20 protein-coding genes are annotated in these 21729 nt (G+C 65.5%); 12 read left to right on the forward strand and 8 right to left on the reverse strand.

Annotation, left to right across the window (positions count from 1 at the left end; genetic code table 11):
- Positions 1 to 43 precede the first annotated feature (43 nt).
- From ACZBJS_RS15885 to ACZBJS_RS15895, 3 genes are all read left to right on the forward strand, one after another.
- Positions 44 to 763 (forward strand): ABC transporter ATP-binding protein, encoded by a 720-nt coding sequence (locus tag ACZBJS_RS15885; protein ID WP_028336302.1) that lies wholly within the window; start codon positions 44 to 46, stop codon positions 761 to 763.
- Positions 760 to 3330 (forward strand): ABC transporter permease, encoded by a 2571-nt coding sequence (locus ACZBJS_RS15890; RefSeq protein ID WP_463438863.1) that lies wholly within the window; start codon positions 760 to 762, stop codon positions 3328 to 3330. The genes ACZBJS_RS15885 and ACZBJS_RS15890 overlap by 4 nt, the downstream gene beginning before the upstream one ends.
- A gap of 234 nt (positions 3331 to 3564) precedes the next feature.
- Positions 3565 to 4356 (forward strand): Bax inhibitor-1/YccA family protein, encoded by a 792-nt coding sequence (locus ACZBJS_RS15895; protein ID WP_021078796.1) that lies wholly within the window; start codon positions 3565 to 3567, stop codon positions 4354 to 4356.
- A 381-nt stretch (positions 4357 to 4737) separates the two neighbouring features.
- On the opposite strand, the gene ACZBJS_RS15900 is transcribed toward ACZBJS_RS15895, so the two are convergent.
- The 3 genes from ACZBJS_RS15900 to acnA form a co-directional block, all read right to left on the reverse strand.
- The gene (locus ACZBJS_RS15900; RefSeq protein WP_028340822.1) at positions 4738 to 5109 is read right to left on the reverse strand and encodes a DUF2794 domain-containing protein; all 372 of its coding nucleotides are present in this window, start codon (positions 5107 to 5109) and stop codon (positions 4738 to 4740) included.
- A 527-nt stretch (positions 5110 to 5636) separates the two neighbouring features.
- A complete protein-coding gene (locus ACZBJS_RS15905) occupies positions 5637 to 6398 on the reverse strand; it encodes a DUF1223 domain-containing protein (RefSeq protein ID WP_057020930.1) in 762 nt (253 codons plus the stop codon).
- Between the two features lie 226 nt (positions 6399 to 6624).
- The gene (gene acnA / locus ACZBJS_RS15910; RefSeq protein WP_229190000.1) at positions 6625 to 9345 is read right to left on the reverse strand and encodes an aconitate hydratase AcnA; all 2721 of its coding nucleotides are present in this window, start codon (positions 9343 to 9345) and stop codon (positions 6625 to 6627) included.
- A 240-nt stretch (positions 9346 to 9585) separates the two neighbouring features.
- Here acnA and ccmA point away from each other — a divergent pair, with 240 nt between their 5' ends.
- The 5 genes from ccmA (at position 9586) to ACZBJS_RS15935 (ending at position 12482) form a co-directional block, all read left to right on the forward strand.
- Positions 9586 to 10188 carry a heme ABC exporter ATP-binding protein CcmA gene (ccmA, locus tag ACZBJS_RS15915; RefSeq protein ID WP_253638307.1) on the forward strand — a complete coding sequence of 201 codons (603 nt, stop codon included), beginning with the start codon at positions 9586 to 9588 and terminating at the stop codon, positions 10186 to 10188.
- Positions 10185 to 10853, forward strand: a complete 669-nt coding sequence (gene ccmB / locus ACZBJS_RS15920; protein WP_057020933.1) for a heme exporter protein CcmB — start codon at positions 10185 to 10187, stop codon at positions 10851 to 10853. Before ccmA ends, ccmB begins: the two co-directional genes overlap by 4 nt.
- A 75-nt stretch (positions 10854 to 10928) precedes the next feature.
- Complete coding sequence (locus tag ACZBJS_RS15925; RefSeq protein WP_057020934.1) at positions 10929 to 11708, forward strand: heme ABC transporter permease; 780 nt, start codon at positions 10929 to 10931, stop codon at positions 11706 to 11708.
- 4 nt (positions 11709 to 11712) lie between these two features.
- Entirely contained in the window at positions 11713 to 11892 is a 180-nt protein-coding gene (ccmD, locus tag ACZBJS_RS15930; RefSeq protein WP_057020935.1) for a heme exporter protein CcmD, read from the forward strand.
- Complete coding sequence (locus ACZBJS_RS15935; protein ID WP_057020936.1) at positions 11889 to 12482, forward strand: DsbE family thiol:disulfide interchange protein; 594 nt, start codon at positions 11889 to 11891, stop codon at positions 12480 to 12482. Before ccmD ends, ACZBJS_RS15935 begins: the two co-directional genes overlap by 4 nt.
- A gap of 217 nt (positions 12483 to 12699) precedes the next feature.
- On the opposite strand, the gene ACZBJS_RS15940 is transcribed toward ACZBJS_RS15935, so the two are convergent.
- Positions 12700 to 13302, reverse strand: coding sequence for a septation protein A (locus ACZBJS_RS15940; protein ID WP_057020937.1), 603 nt, complete (start codon positions 13300 to 13302; stop codon positions 12700 to 12702).
- Positions 13303 to 13384: 82 nt separating this feature from the next.
- Entirely contained in the window at positions 13385 to 14332 is a 948-nt protein-coding gene (ftsY, locus tag ACZBJS_RS15945) for a signal recognition particle-docking protein FtsY (RefSeq protein ID WP_038384709.1), read from the reverse strand.
- Between the two features lie 49 nt (positions 14333 to 14381).
- On the opposite strand from ftsY, the gene ACZBJS_RS15950 reads away from it, so the two are divergent.
- Positions 14382 to 15083, forward strand: a complete 702-nt coding sequence (locus ACZBJS_RS15950) for an RluA family pseudouridine synthase (protein WP_057020938.1) — start codon at positions 14382 to 14384, stop codon at positions 15081 to 15083.
- Positions 15084 to 15287: 204 nt separating this feature from the next.
- Complete coding sequence (locus ACZBJS_RS15955; RefSeq protein ID WP_057020939.1) at positions 15288 to 16427, forward strand: DUF2336 domain-containing protein; 1140 nt, start codon at positions 15288 to 15290, stop codon at positions 16425 to 16427.
- A 256-nt stretch (positions 16428 to 16683) separates the two neighbouring features.
- Here the strand turns inward: ACZBJS_RS15955 and mtaB are convergent, their stop codons facing one another.
- Together mtaB and dapF are read right to left on the reverse strand one after the other, a co-directional pair.
- Positions 16684 to 17958, reverse strand: a complete 1275-nt coding sequence (gene mtaB, locus ACZBJS_RS15960) for a tRNA (N(6)-L-threonylcarbamoyladenosine(37)-C(2))-methylthiotransferase MtaB (protein ID WP_316395347.1) — start codon at positions 17956 to 17958, stop codon at positions 16684 to 16686.
- An 18-nt stretch (positions 17959 to 17976) separates the two neighbouring features.
- The gene (dapF, locus tag ACZBJS_RS15965) at positions 17977 to 18861 is read right to left on the reverse strand and encodes a diaminopimelate epimerase (protein ID WP_316395348.1); all 885 of its coding nucleotides are present in this window, start codon (positions 18859 to 18861) and stop codon (positions 17977 to 17979) included.
- A gap of 183 nt (positions 18862 to 19044) precedes the next feature.
- Between dapF and ACZBJS_RS15970 the strand changes: the two genes are divergently transcribed.
- Positions 19045 to 19749: a GyrI-like domain-containing protein gene (locus ACZBJS_RS15970; protein WP_316395349.1), complete on the forward strand. Its 705-nt coding sequence runs from the start codon at positions 19045 to 19047 to the stop codon at positions 19747 to 19749.
- A 5-nt stretch (positions 19750 to 19754) separates the two neighbouring features.
- The gene (locus tag ACZBJS_RS15975; protein WP_316395350.1) at positions 19755 to 20495 is read left to right on the forward strand and encodes an SIMPL domain-containing protein; all 741 of its coding nucleotides are present in this window, start codon (positions 19755 to 19757) and stop codon (positions 20493 to 20495) included.
- A gap of 145 nt (positions 20496 to 20640) precedes the next feature.
- Here the strand turns inward: ACZBJS_RS15975 and ACZBJS_RS15980 are convergent, their stop codons facing one another.
- Positions 20641 to 21705, reverse strand: a complete 1065-nt coding sequence (locus ACZBJS_RS15980; protein ID WP_463438864.1) for an MBL fold metallo-hydrolase — start codon at positions 21703 to 21705, stop codon at positions 20641 to 20643.
- Positions 21706 to 21729: the final 24 nt, after the last annotated feature.

The raw sequence follows: 21729 nt of genomic DNA on the forward strand, positions 1-21729 counted from the left end.
CCGGCCCTCGACCGCAGACGCGGAAGTGCCATATGACCGAACCATGGACAGTCTCATCGAATCCTCTTCACTGACCGACGTCGAGCCGGACACCATTGCCGTCAGGAACGTCAATCTCTCGCTCGGCACCGGCGCGGCACGGGTCCATATCCTCAAAGATATCAGCCTTCGTGTGGCAGCGGGTGAGGCCATCGGCCTGATCGGCCCGTCGGGCTCGGGCAAGTCGACCTTGCTGATGGTAATGGCGGGGCTCGAACGTCCTGACAGTGGAGAAGTGGTCGTCAACGGCACCTCGTTCAATGCCCTCGACGAAGATGCGCTGGCGCGCTTCCGCGGCCGCCAGGTCGGCATCGTCTTCCAGTCATTCCATCTGATCCCGACCATGACGGCGCTGGAGAACGTGGCGGTGCCGCTCGAGCTCGCCGGCAATCCCGATGCCGCTGCGCGCGCCGCGCAGGAGCTGCAATCGGTCGGGCTCGGCGAGCGGCTGCATCATTATCCGACGCAACTCTCCGGCGGCGAGCAGCAGCGCGTCGCGATCGCGCGCGCGCTCGCGCCCGATCCCGCGATCCTCGTTGCCGACGAGCCGACCGGGAATCTCGACGAGACGACAGGCAAGCAGATCGTCGACCTGCTGTTCACCAAGCACGCCGAGCGCGGCATGACGCTGGTGCTGGTGACGCACGATCTCGCGCTCGCGCAGCGCTGCGACCGCGTCGTGCGGCTGCGCTCCGGCCGCATCGACGGACAATCCACGACATGAGCATCGCGTCCGAAGCCGCGGTGCAGAGCCGCGCGTCGTCGCTTGCCTTCCGTTATGCGCTGCGCGAATTGCGCGGCGGCCTGCGCGGCTTCTACGTGTTCATCGCCTGCATCGCGCTCGGCGTGATGGCGATTGCCGGCGTCGGCTCGGTCGCCGCGAGCCTTGGCGACGGCCTGTCCCGCGAGGGACGTACGCTGCTCGGCGGCGACGTCGCATTCTCGCTGATCTCGCGCGAGGCCAAACCCAACGAGGTCGCCTATCTGCGCACGCGCGGCGAGGTTTCGATCGCGGCCACGCTGCGCGCGATGGCCCGCAGCAATGACGGCAAGCTGGCGCTGGTCGAGCTGAAGGCCGTCGACGGCAAATATCCGATGCTCGGCGAGCTGACGCTCGAGCCGAACATGCCGGTCGCCGATCTGCTTGCCGAACGCGACGGCGTCTACGGCGCGGCCGCCGATTCGACGTTGCTGGCGCGGCTCGACCTGAAGCTCGGTGACCGCGTCACCATCGGCAGTGCGACCTACCAGATCCGCAGCGTGGTGGTGGCCGAGCCCGACAAGCTTGCCGGCGGCGTCGGCCTCGGGCCGCGCTTCCTGGTCAGCGAAGCCAGCCTGCACGCCACCGACCTGCTGCAACCGGGCAGCCTGGTGCGCTGGATCTACCGCGTGAAGCTGCCTGACGGCGCCAACGACGATCGCGCCACCACCGCGCTGATCGACGGCGCGCGGACCGCCGCGCCGGAGGCCGGCTGGGAGGTCCGCAGCCGCAGCAATGCCTCGCCGCAGCTCGAGCGCACCATCAACCGCTTCACCCAGTTCCTGACCCTGGTCGGCCTCGCGGCGCTACTGGTCGGCGGTGTCGGCGTCGCCAACGCGGTGAAGAGCCATATCGACCGGCGCCGCGACGTCATCGCTTCGTTCAAGGCGCTCGGCGCCACCGGCCGCGACGTCTTCACGATCTACTGCACGCAGGTGGTGGTGCTGGCCGGGATCGGCTCGGTGATCGGGCTCGTGCTCGGCGCCGCGCTCCCCTTCGTCATCGTCGGCCTGTTCGGCAAGCTGCTGCCGCTGCCGGTGGTGCCCGCGCTGCATCCCGACGAGCTCGCGCTGTCCTTCCTCTACGGCCAGCTCACCGCGCTGGCGTTCGGGCTGTGGCCGCTCGGCCGTGTCCATGACGTGCCGGTCGCCGCGCTGTTCCGCGAGACCGTCGCCAGCGAGTGGCATCGCCCGCGCTGGAGCTATCTGGCGCTGATGGCCGTGGTGATCGCGCTCCTGATCGGAGTCGCGATCGGGCTTGCCTATGACAAGCGGGTCGCTGCCGTGTTCGTCGCCTCGTCGATCGCGGTGTTCCTGCTGCTGCGCGGAATCGCCGAGCTCCTGATGGCGGTGGCGCGGCGGCTGCCGCGCAGCCGCATGACCATGCTGCGGCTCGCGATCGCCAACATCCACCGGCCGGGCGCGCTGACGCCGTCGGTGGTGCTGTCGCTGGGGCTCGGGCTGGCGGTGCTCGTCACCATCACCCAGATCGACGGCAATCTGCGCCGGCAATTCCTGGCCGCCCTGCCGGAGCGGGCGCCGTCGTTCTTCTTCATCGACATCCCCTCCACCGAAGCCGACCGCTTCAATGCCTTCCTGGCGAAGGTCGCCGCCGGCTCGACCGTCGAGGATGTACCGATGCTGCGCGGACGGATCGTGGCCGCGCGCGGCGTCAAGGCCGACCAGCTCAAGCCGTCGGTCGATTCGGAGTGGGTGCTGCAGAGCGACCGGGGCCTGACCTACACCGGCGAAATTCCCAAGGGCTCGAAGATCGTCGAGGGCGAATGGTGGGGGCCGGACTACAGCGGGCCACCGCTGGTCTCGATGGAGAAGAAGATCGCCGACGGCCTGTCGTTGAAGATCGGCGACGAGATCGTCGTCAACGTGCTCGGACGCGACGTGCCGGCGAAAATCGCCAACCTGCGCAACATCGACTGGCAGGGCCTCGGCATCAATTTCGTGCTGGTGTTCTCGCCGAATGCCTTCAGGGGTGCGCCGCACAGCCATGTCGCGACCCTGACGGAACCACACGCCGATTCCGCCGACGACGCGCGCATCATCAAGCAGGTCGCCGACGCGTTCCCGATGGTGACCAGCGTGCGGGTCCGCGAGGCGCTGGAGACGGTCGGCAGCGTGGTCAGCAATCTGGTGCTGGCGATCCGCGGCGCCAGCGCCGTGACGCTGATCTCCGCGATCCTGGTGCTCGGCGGCGCGCTCGCCGCCGGACACCGCCACCGCGTCTATGACGCCGTGATTCTCAAGACGCTCGGCGCCACGCGGGTGCGACTGCTCGGCGCCTACGCGCTGGAGTATCTGATGATCGGTTTTGCAACCGCGGTGTTCGGGGTGATCGCCGGCTCGATCGCGGCCTGGCTGATCGTGACTAGGCTGATGACGCTGAGTTTTATCTGGCAGGCCGGCAGCGCCGCGCTGGTCGTGGTCGCCGCGCTGGTCGTCACGGTCGGACTGGGGCTCGCCGGGACGCTGCTCGCGCTAAACCAGAAGCCGGCCTCAGTGTTGCGGAATTTGTGACAAAATGTAGCGGCGCGAGCGCCGTTTTTGCCTATGATGCTAGGGCAGAGCGACATTCGGCCGCGCGTGGAAGCTTGCGTCGGATGTGTTAATTTCCCACATACCAATCGGGTCGGATAGTCGGTTTGAATGACACGGAATTAATGTTCCGCAAACCGAGCCATCTGAGATAGATTTACGACCGGCGCCGCAAATCCCTTGCGCTCCACCGGGACCAACCACGGGAATTCGACCATGTCGGACCTAGACCGCAACTACGCTTCTCCTTTCGGCCGGGCCGCCGGGCGCATTGACGCTGCGGCCGTCGACGCCGGTCTGCGCGCCTACATGCTGCGCATCTACAACTACATGAGTATCGGCCTGGCCATCACCGGCCTCGCCGCGCTCGGCGTCTACATGGGTGCGGTGACGACCGACCAGTCGGCCGCCGTCGCCAAGTTCGGCAACGCCTATCTGACGCAGTTCGGCTACGCGATGTTCGTGAGCCCGCTGAAGTGGCTGTTCATCCTCGCCCCTCTGGCGATGGTGTTCGTCATCTCGGCCGGCATCAACCGCCTGCAGCCCGCGACCGCCCAACTCCTGTTCTGGGTGTTCTCGGCGCTGATGGGTCTGTCGCTGTCGTCGATCTTCCTGGTGTACACGCACACCTCGATCGTGCGCGTGTTCTTCATCACCGCGGCAACGTTCGGTGCGCTGAGCCTCTACGGCTACACCACCAAGCGTGACATGAGCGGCATGGGCTCGTTCCTGTTCATGGGTCTGATCGGCATCATCATCGCGAGCCTGGTCAACCTGTTCCTGGCGAGCTCGGCGCTGCAGTTCATCGTGTCGGTGGTCGGCGTGCTGGTGTTCGCGGGCCTCACCGCCTGGGACACCCAGCGGCTGAAGAACGACTACATCTACGGCTACGCCTCGCAGGGTGGCGTGATGGCAGAGCGTGCGGCAATCACTGGTGCGCTGTCGCTCTACCTGAACTTCATCAACCTGTTCACGCTGCTCCTGCAGCTGCTCGGCCAGCGCGACTAAGCGCCTCGAGCGAGCCGATCAAATCCAAGCCCCGGCCATTCCGCCGGGGCTTTTCTTTTGGGCGAGGCGAGATGTGATGTAGCCCGGATGAAGCGCAAGCGAAATCCGGGACAGGCTCATCCGGGCTTCAACGGCCCCGGATTGCGCGAAGCCTGCCATCGAGCGCGTTCGCGCGCCCTGTTGCCTCCTCCGGGCTACGAAACTCGGGCACAACTGTGCCGCCGGATCAGCGGATTTGTAGCCCGGATGAGCGAAGCGACATCCGGGACGGTCTTACCACGCGAGTACAGCTTCCCCGGATTGCGCGGAGCCTGTCATCGGGCGCGCGTTCGCGCGGCCCCTTGGCTCCATCCGGGCTACAAGCGGACTGACCTGACGCGCTTACACCAGCGACAGCTTGCGATCGATCACGAACAGCACGCGTTCGAGTTCATGGCCACGACGGAGGATCAGGCCGGTCGCGGAAATCACGCTGTACATGCCCTGCTTGCGCGCAAGCCGGGGGTCCTTCTCGATCCGGTAGATCGGCACTTCCGACGCGCGCCGGAACACCGAGAACACGGCACGGTCCTTCAGGAAGTCGATCGCATAATCGCGCCACTCGCCGTCGGCGACCATGCGGCCGTAGAGATTGAGAATGCGGTTGAGTTCAAGTCGATTGAAAGTCACGCGATTGGGCTGAGGGGTCGCGGCGGCGGTGCGCGCCGCGGCACGACTCCCGCTCGGATCAGTGTCCTCCGAGATCAAACTCATCGAGCGCCTCCTGTCACCTCGGTGGCGATCGGGTTCCGAAGGCCCCTCTTCGGGATCGTCACGAGAGTAACATGATCGCGCTAAGCGCGCGGGCCCGCAAGGGGCCAATCGCAATGCAACCGGGCCTTAACCACCGCCGCGCGCGGCGGATTGTCCGAAAAACCGCAGAGTCACGGGAACGTTAGCGGAATCATATTGCTGCCCCACTTCCGCCCATCGCCCGCCCCGCTGCCCTGCGAAAAGGAAATCCTGCGTTGGCCCGGTCCTTTCGGTTCCGGATTCCTCAGCCCCCAGCCCCCCGGGGCCGTCGGGATCGGGCCTGTTCGCAGGGGAGTCAAATCCCAACACTGGGCCAACGAAAGTTGGTCCTTTTTGTTTTGGGACCTGCGCAAGCAAGACGCGCGCGCCAAGCACCGGCGCCTTCCTTTCGGCAGATCACTGAATGCAGGTTTGTCGCCATGCGGCTGCACGAAAACATGCGTGCGACCGGCGGAAGCCAGCGCATCGCGCCTTACCGCAGCGAGGCGCTAGTGAAGTGAGGTGAAGGCAGCGCCGAGCATCGGGCCCGGCTTGTCGCGGTTGCCGTCCTGGACGTACACCGCCGCAGCATCGACACCGTCACGCGTGATGTTCTCCAGCGGCACGGTCCAGCTCCCGGACGAACCGTTCCAGTCACCGACCTTGAGGAGATTGCGCACGACGTTGTGGTAGGTGATCTCGCGGCCGCGGTTCTCGCCGCGCGCGATCGAGATCGGCACCGACTTCGAGATCGAGCAGATCCAGACCTCGCCGCGCGACACGGCCGGCGACTTCGATGCGGCGACCGACACGTTGATCTGCTTGCCGCTCAGCGTCATCGTCACGGGCACCGACATCACGCTGCCGCTCCTTTCGGTGTCCTTGATGGCGTCCTCGATACTGGCGCGATCGCTGCCGATCACATGCGCGGAGCCATTGATCACGGCTTGCGGCGTGTAGACGTCGCGGTCGCCGCGAACATGCGAATAGGCCTTCTGGCGCGCGCTGAAACGGGAATCGGCCAGCGTGTCCTTCCAGCCGAGATAGTCCCAATAGTCGATCGGCATGCTCAGCGCGATGACGTTGGGGTCCTTCGCGAGGTCACCGATGATCTTGTCCGCGGGCGGACAGGACGAGCATCCCTGCGAGGTGAAGAGTTCGACGACGGCACGCGGATCGGCGTGGGCGGGGCGGATGATCGCGACGATTGCGCAGATACCAAGGGCGCTGGACCATCGCGAGATACAGTTATAGGCCATCATCGCTGTCATACTGCGAACCAGTCGTGATGATTTCCATCCGTAATTGTACGGAGCATGAAGTCTGTCCCTGAACTTGCGTGCCCCAAAACGCGAGAAAGCGGCCTTTTCATAGGCCGCCTTCTTTTTAGCCGCTACTCACTAAGCAGTGAGGCACCGATCACAAATCCGCGTTGGAGCATGGTCCGGAAAAGTGTGAAACGGTTTTCCGGACAGACCATGCTCAAACAAAGGGGCCTTAGGCCGCGAGTTTGCGCAGCACATAATGCAGGATGCCGCCGTTGCGATAGTAGTCGAGCTCGTCCAGCGTATCGATCCGGCAGAGCAGCGGGACATCCTTTTTGCCGCCGTCAGCGGAGACGATCTCGGCCGTTAGCGTCTGGCGCGGCTTCAGGTCGCCCTGCAGCCCGCGGATCGTGACCTTCTCGTCGCCCTTGAGGCCGAGCGAGGACCACGACGTGCCGTCCTGGAAGGTGAGCGGAAGCACACCCATGCCGACCAGGTTGGAGCGATGGATGCGCTCGAAGCTCTGGCAGATCACCGCGCGCACGCCGAGCAGGCGCGTGCCCTTTGCGGCCCAGTCGCGCGACGAGCCGTTGCCGTATTCGGCGCCGGCGAACACCACCAGCGGCACGCTCTCCTGCTGGTACTTCATCGCGGCGTCGTAGATCGACATCTGCTCGCCGTCGGGCCAGTGCTTGGTCAAACCGCCTTCCGGAATATTGCCGTCGGCACCCTTCAGCATGAAGTTCTTGATGCGGATGTTGGCGAAGGTGCCGCGCATCATCACTTCATGGTTGCCGCGCCTCGTGCCGTACTGGTTGAAGTCGGCGGGACGCACCTGGTGCTCGCTGAGGAACTTGCCGGCGGGTGAGGTCAGCTTGATCGAACCGGCCGGCGAGATGTGGTCGGTGGTGATCTTGTCGCCGAACATCGCGAGGATCCGCGCGTCGACCACGTCGGTGACCGGATCCGGCTGCTTCTTCATGCCCTCGAAATAGGGCGGGTTCTGCACATAGGTCGAGCTCATGTTCCAGCGATAGGTCTCGCTTTCCGTGGTCTTGATCTTGCGCCAGTTGGTATCGCCCTTGAACACGTCGGCGTACTTCTTCTTGAAGATCGTCGCGGTGACGTACTTCTTCATGAAGGCGTTGATCTCCTTGGCGGTCGGCCAGATGTCCTTGAGGAACACCGGCTTGCCGTCCTTGCCGATGCCGAGCGGCTCAACCGCGAGATCCTTGGTCACGGTGCCGGCGAGCGCATGCGCGACGACGAGCGGCGGCGAGGCGAGGTAGTTCGCCTGCACGTCGGGCGAGACGCGGCCTTCGAAGTTGCGGTTACCCGACAGCACGGCGGCGGCGACGATGCCGTTTTCGTTGATTGACTTCGAGATGTCTTCCGGCAGCGGGCCGGAATTGCCGATGCAGGTCGTGCAGCCGAAGCCGACGAGGTTGAAGCCGACCTTGTCGAGATCGGCTTGCAGGCCAGAATTGGCGAGATACTCCGCCACCACCTGGCTGCCCGGCGCGAGCGAGGTCTTCACCCACGGCTTGGCCTTGAGGCCCTTGGCGGCCGCCTTGCGCGCCAGCAGGCCGGCGCCGATCAGCACGCTCGGATTGGAGGTGTTGGTGCAGGAGGTGATCGCCGCGATCACGACGTCGCCATGGCCGAGATCGAAGTCACGGCCCTCGACCGCATAACGCTTCTGCTCGCCCTCGGGCTTCTTGTATTCGCCGACCAGCGCGGTCGCGAAACCGGTCGACACCGCCGGCAGCGCGATGCGGCCTTCGGGGCGCTTCGGCCCGGCCATCGACGGCACGACGTCGCCGAGGTCGAGCGTCAGCGTGGTGGTGAACACCGGGTCAGTCGACTTGGCGGTGCGGAACAGGCCCTGCGCCTTGGCGTAGGACTGCACCAGCTTGACGCGATCGGCCTTGCGGCCCGAGGTCTTCAGGTAATCGATGGTCGCGGCATCGACCGGGAAGAAACCGCAGGTCGCGCCGTATTCGGGCGCCATGTTGCCGATGGTCGCCTTGTCCGCGACCGAGAGATAGTCGAGGCCCGGGCCGAAGAATTCAACGAACTTGCCGACCACGCCGAGCTTGCGCAGCATCTGGGTGACGGTCAGCACGAGGTCGGTCGCGGTGACGCCTTCCTTGAGCTGGCCCTTGAGCTTGAAGCCGACCACTTCGGGCAGCAGCATCGACAGCGGCTGGCCGAGCATGCAGGCCTCCGCCTCGATGCCGCCCACGCCCCAGCCGAGCACGGCGAGGCCGTTGACCATCGTGGTGTGCGAGTCGGTGCCGACCAGCGAGTCGGGATAGGCGACCTCGAAGGTGCCGGTCTTCCGGCCGACCGTCATCTTCTCCTTCTTGGTCCACACCGTCTGCGCGAGATATTCGAGATTGACTTGGTGGCAGATGCCGGTGCCGGGCGGCACCACCGAGAAGTTCGAGAACGCCTTCTGGCCCCACTTGAGGAACTCGTAGCGCTCCTGGTTCTGCTTGTATTCCTCGGTGACGTTCTTCGCGAACGCCTTGTTGTCACCGAAGAAGTTGACGATCACCGAGTGGTCGATGACGAGATCGACCGGCACCAGCGGGTTGATCTTCTCGGCATCGCCGCCGAGGTTCTGCATCGCGTTGCGCATCGCCGCGAGGTCGACCACGGCCGGGACGCCGGTGAAATCCTGCATCAGGACGCGCGCCGGGCGGAACGCGATTTCGTGCTCGAGCTGGCGCTTCTTCAGCCACTTCGACACCGCAACGATGTCTTCCTTCTTGACGGTGCGGCCGTCCTCGTTGCGCAGCAGGTTCTCCAGCAGAACCTTCATCGAATACGGCAGCTTCGAAATCCCCTTCAGTCCGTTCTTCTCTGCCTGGGGCAGGCTGTAATAGACGTAGGACTTGCCGCCGACCTTCAGGGTCTTGCGGCATTTGAAGCTGTCGAGCGAGGTCATGCGAGGAATCCCAATTCTCAGTTATACCCGGCAAGGGTAACTAAACACCGGCGATCGACACTGGCCAAGGGATGGCCTGGGGTGGGTTGCGGCCGCCGATTGTGTGTGCTGCATCAAGTTCCGGGCTTATAGAACCTTTCTAGAAGCGCCGCCACACCGACAAGCGTGCGACAGCGTTGCGCGACCCAAAAATTCTCACGCGGTAGCGAAAGATTTCAGAGGGCTGTGACAAGACGAACCATGCGGCTCTCGGGACGAAATCTGAAATGCGTGCGCGGCGGACGCGAGGTGTTTTCCGGCCTCGATCTGTCGGCCACGTCAGGCGAGGCGCTCGCCATCAGCGGCCCTAACGGCGCCGGCAAGACCTCGCTGCTGCGCGTCCTCGCCGGGCTATTGGTTCCCGCCGAGGGTGTGGTCGCGCTCGAAGGCGGCGACGCCGAGCTCAGCCTGCCTGAGCAGGCCCACTATCTCGGCCACCGCGACGCCCTGAAGCCGGCGCTGAGCGTTGCGGAAAATCTGTCCTTCTGGCGGGAATTCCTCGGCGGCGAGACCAAGGATGCCGGGCAGTGCCTTGCCGCCGTGGCGCTCGACCACGCCGCGCATCTGCCGGCGGCCTACCTCTCCGCCGGGCAGCGCCGCCGCCTGTCGATCGCGCGCCTGCTCTCGGTGCGGCGACCGGTGTGGCTGCTGGACGAGCCGACATCGGCGCTCGATGCGGCCGGACAGGCGCTGTTCATCGACCTGATGCGCGACCATCTCGCACGGGGCGGCCTGATCGTCGCGGCGACGCATCTGCCGCTCGGCATCGATGCGCGCGATCTGCGGATGGGAGGCGCGGCATGAGCGCGCTTGGCGCCTTGATCCGGCGCGACATCCGCATCGCGCTGCGCGTCGGCGGCGGTGCGCTGATCGGCGTGCTGTTCTTCCTCACCGTCACGGTGCTGATGCCGTTCGCGGTCGGACCGGATCTCGCGCTGCTGTCGCGGCTCGGGCCCGCCATCCTCTGGCTCGGCGCGTTGCTGGCGAGCCTGCTCACGCTCGACCGCCTGTTCACGGCCGACCACGAGGACGGCTCGCTCGACCTCATCGTGATGAGCCGGACGCCGCTGGAACTCGCCTGCGCCGCCAAGGCACTGGCGCACTGGATCGCCGCCGGCCTGCCGCTGATCATCGCAACCCCGGTGCTCGGCCTGCTGCTCAATCTCGACGGCACCGCGACGCTTGCGGTCGCCGCGACGCTGCTGGCGGGAACACCGGCGCTGACCTTCACCGGCATGATCGGCGCGGCCCTGGCGGTGACGCTGCATCGCGGCGGGCTATTGCTGGCGGTGCTGGTGCTGCCGCTGTCGATCCCGGTGCTGATCTTCGGGGTTGCGGCCTCGCAGGCGGCGATATCGGGCCCTTTGCCGTTTGGAACGCCGTTCTCGATCCTCTGCGCGCTGTCGCTTGCCAGCCTCGTGATCGGCCCCTTTGCCGCCGCCGCGAGCCTGCGGCACGGGCTGGACTGAAATGAGCCCGATCAAATCTCGCCCGGAGGAAATCGGCCAATTGCCTGCGACACGTCGGACGATTATCAGGGTGCCATGACGCTGACCGACCTCGCCAACCCGACCAAGTTTCTGGCGCTGACCGCGCGCATCCTGCCGTGGCTCGCGGGCGTGACCGCGATCCTGCTCGCGATCGGGCTCTACCAGTCGGCGATGGCGCCCGACGACTACCAGCAGGGCGCCACGGTGAAGATCATGTTCATCCACGTTCCGAATGCGTGGCTGTCGATGTTCGTCTGGGGCGTCATGAGCGTGGCCGCGCTCGGCACGCTCGTCTGGCGGCATCCGCTCGCCGACGTCGCCGGAAAGACCGCCGCTCCGATCGGCGCCGCCTTCACCTTCCTTGCGCTCGTCACCGGCTCGCTGTGGGGCCGGCCGATGTGGGGCACCTATTGGGAGTGGGATGCGCGCCTGACCTCGGTCTTGATCCTGTTCCTGATGTATCTCGGCCTGATGGCGCTGTGGCGCGCGGTGGAGGATCCGTCACGTGCGGCACGGGCGGCGGCGGTGCTGACCTTGGTAGGCGCGATCAACATCCCGATCATCAAGTTCTCGGTCGACTGGTGGAACACGCTGCATCAGCCGGCCTCGGTGTTTCGCGCCGGCGGGTCGACGCTCGACAAGGCGTTCCTGTGGCCGCTGCTGGTGATGGCGATCGCGTTCTCGCTGCTGTTCATCACCTTGCACCTGGCGGCGATGCGCAACGAGATCCTGCGCCGGCGCGTGCGCAGCCTGCAGATGATACAGGCCAGCCGCGTCTCGTTCACGACCGGTTCGCGCGATCAAAGCGCGTCAAACGAAATTGGAGCGGCGTGACACGATGGCGCTTGGTCCCTACGCCTCCTTCATCGTGACCTCCTACGCGCTGGTCGCGGCGGTCGTGCTGCTGCTGATCGTCTGGATCATCGCCGACTATCGCCGGCAACAGGCGCGCCTCAGGGAGATCGAGGCCAGCGGCGTGACGCGTCGCTCCGGCCGCAGCGCGGCGGATATAAGATGAGCGATCAGGCAACCAACAGCCCGCCGCAAGCCCGCCGCCTGCTGGTGGTGCTGCCGCTGCTGATCTTCCTCGGCCTCGCCGGGCTGTTCCTGCTGCGGCTCTATGGCGGCGATCCCTCGAAAATCCCGTCGGCGCTGATCGGCCGGCCGGCGCCGCAGACCGCCCTGCCCGCGCTCGACGGCCTGGTGCGGGACGGCGCGCCGGTCCCGGGGCTCGATCCCGCCGCCTTCAAGGGCAAGGTCTCGGTCGTCAATGTCTGGGCGTCGTGGTGCGTGCCTTGTCACGACGAGGCGCCGCTGCTGACCGAGCTCGGCAAGGACAAGCGCTTCCAGATCATCGGCATCAACTACAAGGACTCGCCCGAGAATGCCCGGCGCTTCCTCGGCCGCTACGGCAATCCGTTCGGCATCGTCGGCGTCGACGGCAACGGCCGCGCCTCGATCGAATGGGGCGTCTATGGCGTGCCCGAGACCTTCCTGGTCGGGCGCGAGGGCACCATCGTCTACAAGCTGGTCGGCCCGGTGACGCCGGACAACGTCAACCGCGTGCTCAAGGCCGAGATCGAGAAGGCGCTCGCGGCGGGCAGTTAGCGACAGCGGCTTATTGGCCCTCACCTCTCCCCGTTCCTTACGGGGAGAGGTCGAAAATTCGCGCGAAGCGGGAATTTCGGGTGAGGGGCTTTGGACGGTGTTTGTAACAAACTCCGAGCCTATCCGTGGAGACACCCCAACCCTCTCCCCGCATCCGCCTTCGCCCGAAGGCGGGCTTCGGCGGACAAGAGAGCGGGGCGAGGGAGCAGAGTGCTGATCACCCCTTCCGCACGTCGCCCGCGTCGGCCTCGCTCGCCTCCAGCGAGACCGGCTCAAGGTGATAGCGCTTGGTCAGCGGCATCTGGGCGATGGCGAAGATCATGGTCAGCGGCGTCACGCCGAACACCTTGAAGTTCACCCAGAAATCCGTGGTCTGCGTGCGCCAGACAAGCTCGTTGAGCACCGCCATGCCGGCGAAGAACAGCGCCCAGCGCAGGGTGAGGATGCGCCAGCCCTGCGGCGTCAGGTTGAACACCTGGTCGAACATGATGGCGATGAAGGACCGGCCGAACAACAGCCCGCCGCCGAGCACGGCCGCGAACAGCCCGTAGATGATGGTCGGCTTGACCTTGATGAAGGTCTCGTCGTGCAGCACCAGCGTCAGCGTGCCGAACACCAAGACGATCGCGCCGGTCACCAGCGCCATGATCGGCACGTGCCTGGTCACCACATAGGATGCGATCATCGCGGCCACGATCGCCACCATGAACGCGCCGGTCGCGACGAACAGATGGTACTTGGCGTTGGCGATAAAGAACACGAGCAGTGGCCCGAGTTCGGTCGCCAGCTTGAACAGCGGATGCGGCTGGGTCTTGTCCATCAACTCTCTACTTTGATTTGAGGCATGACCCGATCCGAAAACCGGTGTCCACTTTGCGCTAACGCGGCCCTTCGGGTCGGGGTCATGCCTCGATTCCAGCAATTGCCTTGGCAAAATCCTTCGCCGCGAAGGGCGCGAGGTCCTCGACGCCTTCGCCGACGCCGATGAAATGCACCGGCAGCTTGTGCTTCTCCGACAGCGCGACAAGGATGCCGCCGCGCGCCGTGCCGTCAAGCTTGGTCATCACGAGCCCCGTGACGCCTGCCGTACGATGAAACGCCTCGACTTGCGACAACGCATTTTGTCCCACCGTGGCGTCGAGCACGAGCAGCACCGCGTGCGGCGCCGACGCATCGACCTTCCTGATGACGCGCACGACCTTTTCCAGCTCGTTCATCAGTTCGGACTTGTTCTGCAGGCGGCCGGCGGTGTCGATCAGCAGCACGTCGCGCTGCTGCTCCTTGGCCGCGGTCAGCGCGCTGAAGGCAAGGCTCGCCGAATCCGAGCCCTGGGCGCCTGATATGACCGGCGACTTGGTGCGCTCGCCCCAGACCTTGAGCTGCTCGATCGCCGCGGCGCGGAAGGTGTCGCCGGCGGCCAGCATGACCTTGCGGCCCTCGGCGGAGAATTTCGCGGCCAGCTTGCCGATCGTCGTGGTCTTGCCGGAGCCGTTGACGCCGACCACCAAGATGACGAACGGCTGCTTCGCGGTATCGATCTCGAGCGGCTTCGCCACCGGCGACAGCACCTTCTCGACCTCGGTCGCGACGACGTCCTTGACCTCGTCGGCCGAGATCGCCTTGTCGTAGCGCCCCTTGCCGACAGCCTCCGCAATGCGGACCGCGACATCGGTACCGAGATCGGCGCGCAGCAGCACATCCTCGATGTCATCGAGCATGGCCGAATCGAGCTTGCGCTTGGTGACGAGGTCGGCGACCGCGGTCCCGATCGAACTCGAGGTCCGCTTCAGGCCGCCCTTCAGCCGCTGCCACCAGCTCTGTTTTGGAGTTCCCGCAGTGGTATCGTTCATGGCGCGGACGTGTTAGCCGTTTCGGCCCATAAACGAAAGTCTCGACGAATTGATCGATGTTCCCCAACTAACCGCGGAAGAAATCCTGGGCCGGGTGCTCCACCGCGACGGCCTGATGCTGGTGATCGACAAGCCGGCCGGCCTGCCGGTGCATCGCGGTCCCAAGGGCGGCCCCAATCTGGAGGCCTCGTTCGAAGCGCTGCGGTTCGGCCTGCCGCGGCCGCCGGTGCTGGCGCATCGGCTGGACAAGGACACCTCGGGCTGCCTCGTCCTGGGACGTCACCGCAAGGCAACCGCCTCGCTCGGGCTGTTGTTCAAGCACAGCAAGATCTCGAAGACCTATTGGACCGTGGTCGAGGGCGGCCCTGCCGAGGATGAAGGCACCATCGACATGCCGCTCGGCCGGCTCAACGCCGAGCGCGGCTGGTGGCAGAAGCCGGACCCGGATGGCCAGAAGGCGATCACCAACTGGAAGGTGCTGGGGCGTGGCGATGGCCTCACCTGGCTCGCGATGGAGCCGGTCACCGGCCGCACCCATCAGCTGCGGGTGCATTCGGCGGCGATGGGCTGGCCGATCGTCGGCGACAATATCTATGGCAATGGTCCGCGCTTCGGTGAGCCGACCCTGCATCTGCATTCCCGCGAGATCGGCATCCCGATCTCCAGGAACAAGGACCCGGTGCATGTGGTCGCGCCGGCACCCGAACACATGCGGGAGCGGCTCAGGGCCTGCGGCTGGAACGGCGACTAAGCATGATCCGGAAAAGTGCGAAGCGGTTTTCCGAAAAGATTATGCTCAAACAAAGAGCTAAAGCGCGATGACGATCCAGCCCAACCTCATCGCGCTTTAGCCTCCGTGATTTTACGGAGAATTATCCTTTACGGAACATTCAGGCCCATCCGCTAGTCCTGAAGGCAGCTTAGAAAAGCGCGCTGCGACGGCTCAGGACGAGCAATGCTGAATGATGGACAAGCAATTGTCGACGAGGTCGAGGCTGCGATACGCGCCGGCTCCGCCGATAAATGCCTGGCCACGGCAAGGCGCGTCACCAGCCTCTTCCTCGCATCCGCCGGCAAGTTCAACAGCGAACAGATCGAGCTGTTCGACAACGTGCTCGAGCGTCTGGTGAAGACCATCGAGTTGCGCGCGCTCGCTGACATCAGCGCCCGGATGGCGCTCACCGACATCAGCGAGCAGCTCGCACCGGTCGCCCAGGCACCGCCCGCGATCATTCGCCGTCTCGCCAGCAATGACGAGATCAGGATCGCGCGGCCGATCCTGCAGGAATCGTCGCGGCTCAGCGCGGACGATTTGGTCGAGATCGCACGGACCAAGAGCGAGCAGCATCTGCTCGCCGTCTCCGGCCGCTGGTGGCTGAAGGAGGTCGTCACTGACGCGCTTCTGGCGCGTCGCTTTGCGAGCGTGAGCCACCGCCTGGTCACCAATCCCGGCGCCAAAGTATCGCCGGGCGGATTTGCCGTCATCCTCGCGCAGGCCGAGCACGATCCGGTCCTTGCGGTCGAGACCGGCATTCGCGCCGACCTGCCGTCGGAGCTCCGCCTTCAGCTCCTGCGCCGCGCGACGGAAGAGGTTCGCGGCCGTCTGCTGGAACGCGCCCCGCCCTATCTGTTCGAAGAAATCCGGCATGCGATCGCAGCGGTCGCCGCCGGCGTCGAGCGCGACATGTCGCAAGTCCGCGACTTCACCGCGGCCAAGCACCACGTCGCGAAGCTGAAGGACGACGGCGAGCTCAACGAAGCCTCACTGCTCGGTTTCGCCAGGCAGCGAAAATATGAAGAGACCATCGTTGCGCTGGCGTATCTTGCGCAGTCGAACATCGAGGTGATCCGCTCCCTGATGCAAAGCCTGCGCAGTGAGGGCCTGCTGGTGCCGTGCCGGGCGGCAGGCCTGAGTTGGGATACCGCCGCCGCCGTGATGGAATGTCGCTATACCACCGGCTCCATGGGACCGGTCGAACTCGCCCATGCGAAGAGCCAGTTCACGAAATTGACCCGCGAAAACGCCGATCGCCTGCTGCGGTTCTGGCAGGTTCGCGCGTCGCAGCCGGCAAGGCTGGGCGGGCGCACGCACTGAGTGCGTCATGCACGATGCGCATGTAGAGATTCAACCTGTCAAATAGCTCGTTCAGTATCATCACATGCGAAATGCAGGTGATCCGCTGCTCCGGACCCGCCATGCGCGGCTCCCCACATTCGTCGTCGTGGCGAAAGCCTGGACCCATAACCACCGCATTCGGCGACCGTGCGAGATCGCGGCCCCAGCGTCGCGCAGCAATTGAGATCTGGGGTAATGGGTCCCTGCGCCGGGACGACAATGGGAGCGAACTTTCTCAGCGGCCCGATGCAATGAGCCGCGCACCGTCATGGCCGCGGATAGTCATCGCGCGCACCATGCCCGGCACATCTCTCTCGATCGCGACCGGCAGGAAGTGCTCGGTGCGGCCCTGCGTGCCGCTCTCGATCAGCACCTCGCGCGTCGCGCCGACTTCCGCATCAAGCCGGCGCAGCAGCGCGGCTTCGCCGGCCGCGCGCAGCCGCCTGGCGCGCTCCTTGATCGCGCCGCCATCGACCTGCGGCATCCGTGCGGCGGGCGTGCCCGGACGCCGCGAATAGGGAAACACGTGCAGGAAGGTGAGATCGCATTCCGCGACCAGATCGAGCGAACGCGCGAACATCTCTTCGGATTCGGTCGGGAAGCCCGCGATGATGTCGGCGCCGAGAGCGATGTCCGGCCGCAGCCGGCGGACCTGCGCGCAGAAATCGATCGCGTCCCGGCGTGAATGTCGGCGCTTCATCCGCTTCAGGATCATGTCATCGCCGGACTGCAACGACAGATGCAGATGCGGCATCAGCCGCGCATCGTCGGCGATGACATCGAGCAGGTCGCGATCCGCCTCGATCGAATCGATCGACGAGATGCGCAGCCGCTTCAGCTCGGGCACATGGCGCAGGATCTGCCGGGTCAACTGGCCGAGTTTCGGCGCGCCCGGCAGGTCGGCGCCATAGCTCGTGAGATCGACGCCGGTCAGCACGATCTCGGCATGGCCGCGCTCGACCAGCGCGCGGACCTGATCGACCACCGCGCCCATCGGCACCGAGCGCGAATTGCCGCGTCCGTAGGGGATGATACAGAAGGTGCAGCGATGGTCGCAGCCGTTCTGCACCTGCACGAATACGCGAGGCAGGCCGCGCTCGAAGCCGTCGAGCAGATGCGGCGCCATCTCGGTCACCGCCATGATGTCGGCGACGGCGACCTTCTCGCTTGTGTCGATGCCGAACGGCGCCTCGAACGCGGCGCGCGTGGCCTGCCAGGCGTCGCCACGCATCTTCTCGTCATTGCCGACGACGCGATCGACCTCGGCCATCTCGGCGAACATCCGGCTTTGCGTCTGCGCCGCACAGCCGGTGACGACGATGCGCGCATGCGGGCGTTCGCGTTTCAGCTTGCGGATCGACTGCCGCGCCTGCGCCACCGCCTCGTTGGTGACGGCGCAGCTGTTGATGACGATGGTGTCGCAAAGCCCCGCCTGCTCGGCTTCGCGGCGAATCACCTCGGACTCAAATGCGTTGAGGCGGCAGCCAAAGGTGACGACATCGACGCCCATAACCGATCTCACGCCCGATCAAGCAACGCTGGCGAACAGCGCCGGATCGAAGCGGCCCTCATATTCGAAATCGGCGGTGCCGGTCATCAGCACGTGATCGTCGCGCTCGCGCCATTCGATGCCGAGCTTGCCGCCGGGCAGTGTGATCTCGACGCTGCGATTGGCACGCTTGAGCCGCGCCGCCGCGACCGCTGTCGCGCAGGCCGCCGAGCCGCACGCTCTGGTGAGGCCGGCGCCGCGTTCCCAGGTGCGGATCGTGATGTGGTCGCGATCGACGATATGGGCGAGGGTGATGTTGGCGCGTTCCGGAAAGATCGGGTGGTTTTCCAAAAGCGGGCCGAAACGTTCGAGATCGTAGGCATTGACGTCATCGACCCAGAAGATCGCATGCGGATTGCCCATCGAGACCACCGAGGGCGAATGCAACACCGGATTGTCGATCGGCCCGACCTGCAGCTCGATGTAGCGGGTGTCGCGAAATTCCTCAGCCAGCGGAATGTCCTGCCAGCCGAACCTCGGCGCGCCCATGTCGACGGTGTAGAGATCGGGCGCCGGCCCCTGCCAGCAATTGAGCAGGCCGGCGCGGGTCTGGAACGTCGCTGATGTCTGGCCGGTCTTCTCGAAAATCCGCCGCACCACGCAGCGCATGCCGTTGCCGCAGGCCCCGGCCTCCGAGCCGTCATTGTTGTAGATCGAGATGAACGCTTCGGTGCCGTCGAGCCGAGGCGGCTGCAGCACCATCAGCTGGTCATAGGGCACGCCCGCCGGCGAAGCCACGGCGCGCGCCTCCGCCGCCGACACCTGTGCCCGACCTTGTACCGCTGAATCGCGCAGGTCGACGACGACGATCTCGTTGCCGATGCCGTTCATCTTGGCGAATGCGTGATTGGCGAGCGCGCTCATCGATTTTCCCAAATTCTGCCCGGTTATATGGCGAGTGGTGGCCAGTTAGCCAGCCTGAATGGCCCCATGACACATCTGTCATGGGACGAATGCAGAACTTGCGTGTTAGGAATATCGCACCTCGCGGACCGCGCGCCGGGACAGATCGAGCGGCCGTTCGAGGCAGGGGATGGAGAAAAACCAATGAACCGTATCAACACGCTCCGCGCGGCCCTGGTCGCGCTGCTGCCCTTGGCCGCGATCGCACTGGCAAGCCCGGCCCCTGCCCAGTCGCCGTCAGCCTCGCCCGCTCCCGCAGCGAGCCCGACCCCTGCGCCTGCACCGTCGGCGACACCGGTGCCCCCGCCGGCCGAGACCAAGTCGCCGGCCGACAGCCCGGCCGCAGCGCAGACCCCGGCGCCGGCGCCGGCCGCCCCGGTGCAGACCGCCGATCCCTTCGGCGAGCCGTTCACGCTGGAGCCGAAAAAGGTCGTGATGCTGAAGGGCACGGCCAATTGGGATTCCGCCTTCGACGCCCTGATCGAGGCGTTCAAGCAGCTCACCGCGCTGCTCGACAAGGACGGCGTCAAGGCATCGGGCAATCCGATGATCGTCTACACCTCGACCGACGACACCGGCTTCACCTTCATCGCCGAGATCCCGGTCGATCAGGACGTCAAGAACCTCGGCAAGAACATGAGCATGGGCAATTCGCCCGACGGCAAGGCGCTGAAGTTCGTCCATCGCGGTTCCTACGACAACATGGACAACACCTATGAGGCGATCACCAACCACCTCGACGACAAGAAGCTCGAAGCCAAGGACACCTTTGTCGAGGAATACATCACCGATCCGCTGAAGACCGCGGAGGACAAGCTTGTGATCAACGTCTACGTACCCCTGAAGTGAGCCAGATGACCCATCGCCTTCTCCTTGGCCTCCCCGTTGGCCTCTCCTTCGCCGCCACCCTGATCGCGACCACGCTGCTGGCTGCGCCCGCACTGGCGAATGACGACTTTCCGCCTGCGATTTCGGTCACCGGCGAGGCGACCGTGTCGGCGCCGCCCGACCAGGCGCAGCTCGACGCCGGCGTCACCACCGACGCCAAGACCGCACGCGAAGCCGCCGAAGCCAACAATGTGACGATGGGCAAGGTGCTGGCCGCGCTGAAGGGCGCCGGGGTCGCGGAGAAGGACTTTCAGACCTCGCGGCTGTCGCTGCAGCCGCAATTCGCCAATCGTGGGCCGTCGTCGCCGAACGCCCCGCCCAGCATCGTCAGCTACCATGCGAGCAATCGCGTCACGATCAGGCTGCACGATGTGAGCAAGGTCGCCAGCGTCATCGACGTGCTGGTCGGTGCCGGCGCCAACGATATCGGCGGGCTCAATTTCTCGGTGTCGCAGGCCTCGAAGCTGCTCGACGAGGCGCGCGAGAAGGCGATCGCCGACGCCCGCCGCAAGGCCGAGATCTACGCCAAGGCCGCCGGCGTCACGCTCGGCGCGCCGTTGAATATCGCGGAGGTCGGCTCGGCGCCGGTCCCGGTGTTCCGTCCCAAGATGGCAACGGCCGGCTTCGCCGCGCCGACGCCGGTGGCGCAAGGCGAGGAAACACTGACGGTCAATGTCAGCGTCTCCTGGGCGATCAAGGAGAAGTAATTCAAGGCAGCCAATTGACGTCGTCCCGGCGAAGGCCGGGACCCATTACCACCGAGTTTAGTTGTGAACGGAATCGTGGCCCCAGCGTCGCGCAACAATTAATATTTGGGGTAATGGGTCCCGGCCTTCGCCGGGACGACAGCATTTAGATTTCGAACACCTGCCCGGGCTTCAACGCGACAAACTTCTCGCGCGGCACGCTCGCCGCATCGAGCGCTTCGCCAAGCGCGATCGCGGGCGCGTCGATCGCCTCGTCGGTCAACTGGAATGTGCCGTGGTGATGCGCCAGCGCCTGGGCGGCGCCACAATCGGCCAGCGCCTTCACCGCATCCTCCGGGTTCATGTGCTGGTCGCGCATGAACCAGCGCGGCTCATAGGCGCCGATCGGCAGGATCGCGAGCCTGAGCGGGCCGTGCGCCTCGGCCACCCGGCGGAAATGCCCCCCGTCCCCGTAGCCGGAATCGCCGACGATGTAGAGCTTGCCGGCCGGCGTCTCCAAAACAAAACTCGCCCACAGCGCCTTGTTGCGATCGAACAGGCCGCGCGCCGACCAGTGCCGCGTCGGCACCAGTGTCGCGGCAAGGCCATTGCCGAGCTCGGCGCGCTGATGCCAGTCGAACGCCTCGGCTTTGATCGCGGCATCGGATGCCCGCATCGTGACGTCGTTGCCGAGCGGCGTGATCACGCGAGGACCAAATGCCCCCGCGAGCTTCGACAGCGTCGCGACGTCGAGATGGTCGTAGTGGCCGTGCGACACCAGCACGACATCGATCCTGGGCAGTTTATCGAATGCGATGCCGGGATCGTTGTGCCGCTTCGGCCCGGCGAAGCTGAACGGCGAGGCCCGCATCGACCAGACCGGATCGAACAGGATGTTGAGGCCCGCGGTCTGGATCAGCCAGCTGGCATGGCCGACAAAGCAGAGCCGCACCTTGTCGCCTTCGACGCGGGGCGGCGGCGTATCGGCATGGGGGCTCGGCGCCCATTCCGGCCAGACCGCGCGCTTCCGGCCGCCCCCGAACTGCCAGCGCAGCACCTCACCAAGCGATTTCGGCGGCGAGCCGTCCGGATCGAAGAAGTGCAGGCCGTCGAAATGATCGGACACGGGGCCGTCGTAGGTTTTCATGGTAGTCATCCAGATCGAGGGCACGCCGATTGCGGCGGCGGCTCCGGTCAAGGTTGCAAGAAGGCGGCGGCGGGTGATCAGCACGCGGGTTCCGGAATAGGAGGCAGG

The sequence above is a fragment of the Bradyrhizobium sp. KZN70725 genome (assembly GCF_055264925.1).

What these genes read in the sequence shown, in the direction of transcription:
- ACZBJS_RS15900 (WP_028340822.1), bottom strand. Translation starts at nt 5,109, where the DNA reads ATGAGTTTGATCTCGGAGGACACTGATCCGAGCGGGAGTCGTGCCGCG.
- ftsY (WP_038384709.1), bottom strand. Translation starts at nt 14,332, where the DNA reads ATGAACGATACCACTGCGGGAACTCCAAAACAGAGCTGGTGGCAGCGG.
- ccmA (WP_253638307.1), top strand. Translation starts at nt 9,586, where the DNA reads ATGCGGCTCTCGGGACGAAATCTGAAATGCGTGCGCGGCGGACGCGAG.
- ccmD (WP_057020935.1), top strand. Translation starts at nt 11,713, where the DNA reads ATGGCGCTTGGTCCCTACGCCTCCTTCATCGTGACCTCCTACGCGCTG.
- ACZBJS_RS15925 (WP_057020934.1), top strand. Translation starts at nt 10,929, where the DNA reads ATGACGCTGACCGACCTCGCCAACCCGACCAAGTTTCTGGCGCTGACC.
- ACZBJS_RS15935 (WP_057020936.1), top strand. Translation starts at nt 11,889, where the DNA reads ATGAGCGATCAGGCAACCAACAGCCCGCCGCAAGCCCGCCGCCTGCTG.
- mtaB (WP_316395347.1), bottom strand. Translation starts at nt 17,958, where the DNA reads ATGGGCGTCGATGTCGTCACCTTTGGCTGCCGCCTCAACGCATTTGAG.
- ACZBJS_RS15895 (WP_021078796.1), top strand. Translation starts at nt 3,565, where the DNA reads ATGTCGGACCTAGACCGCAACTACGCTTCTCCTTTCGGCCGGGCCGCC.
- acnA (WP_229190000.1), bottom strand. Translation starts at nt 9,345, where the DNA reads ATGACCTCGCTCGACAGCTTCAAATGCCGCAAGACCCTGAAGGTCGGC.
- ccmB (WP_057020933.1), top strand. Translation starts at nt 10,185, where the DNA reads ATGAGCGCGCTTGGCGCCTTGATCCGGCGCGACATCCGCATCGCGCTG.
- ACZBJS_RS15890 (WP_463438863.1), top strand. Translation starts at nt 760, where the DNA reads ATGAGCATCGCGTCCGAAGCCGCGGTGCAGAGCCGCGCGTCGTCGCTT.
- ACZBJS_RS15975 (WP_316395350.1), top strand. Translation starts at nt 19,755, where the DNA reads ATGACCCATCGCCTTCTCCTTGGCCTCCCCGTTGGCCTCTCCTTCGCC.
- ACZBJS_RS15955 (WP_057020939.1), top strand. Translation starts at nt 15,288, where the DNA reads ATGCTGAATGATGGACAAGCAATTGTCGACGAGGTCGAGGCTGCGATA.
- ACZBJS_RS15940 (WP_057020937.1), bottom strand. Translation starts at nt 13,302, where the DNA reads ATGGACAAGACCCAGCCGCATCCGCTGTTCAAGCTGGCGACCGAACTC.
- ACZBJS_RS15970 (WP_316395349.1), top strand. Translation starts at nt 19,045, where the DNA reads ATGAACCGTATCAACACGCTCCGCGCGGCCCTGGTCGCGCTGCTGCCC.
- ACZBJS_RS15905 (WP_057020930.1), bottom strand. Translation starts at nt 6,398, where the DNA reads ATGACAGCGATGATGGCCTATAACTGTATCTCGCGATGGTCCAGCGCC.
- dapF (WP_316395348.1), bottom strand. Translation starts at nt 18,861, where the DNA reads ATGAGCGCGCTCGCCAATCACGCATTCGCCAAGATGAACGGCATCGGC.
- ACZBJS_RS15885 (WP_028336302.1), top strand. Translation starts at nt 44, where the DNA reads ATGGACAGTCTCATCGAATCCTCTTCACTGACCGACGTCGAGCCGGAC.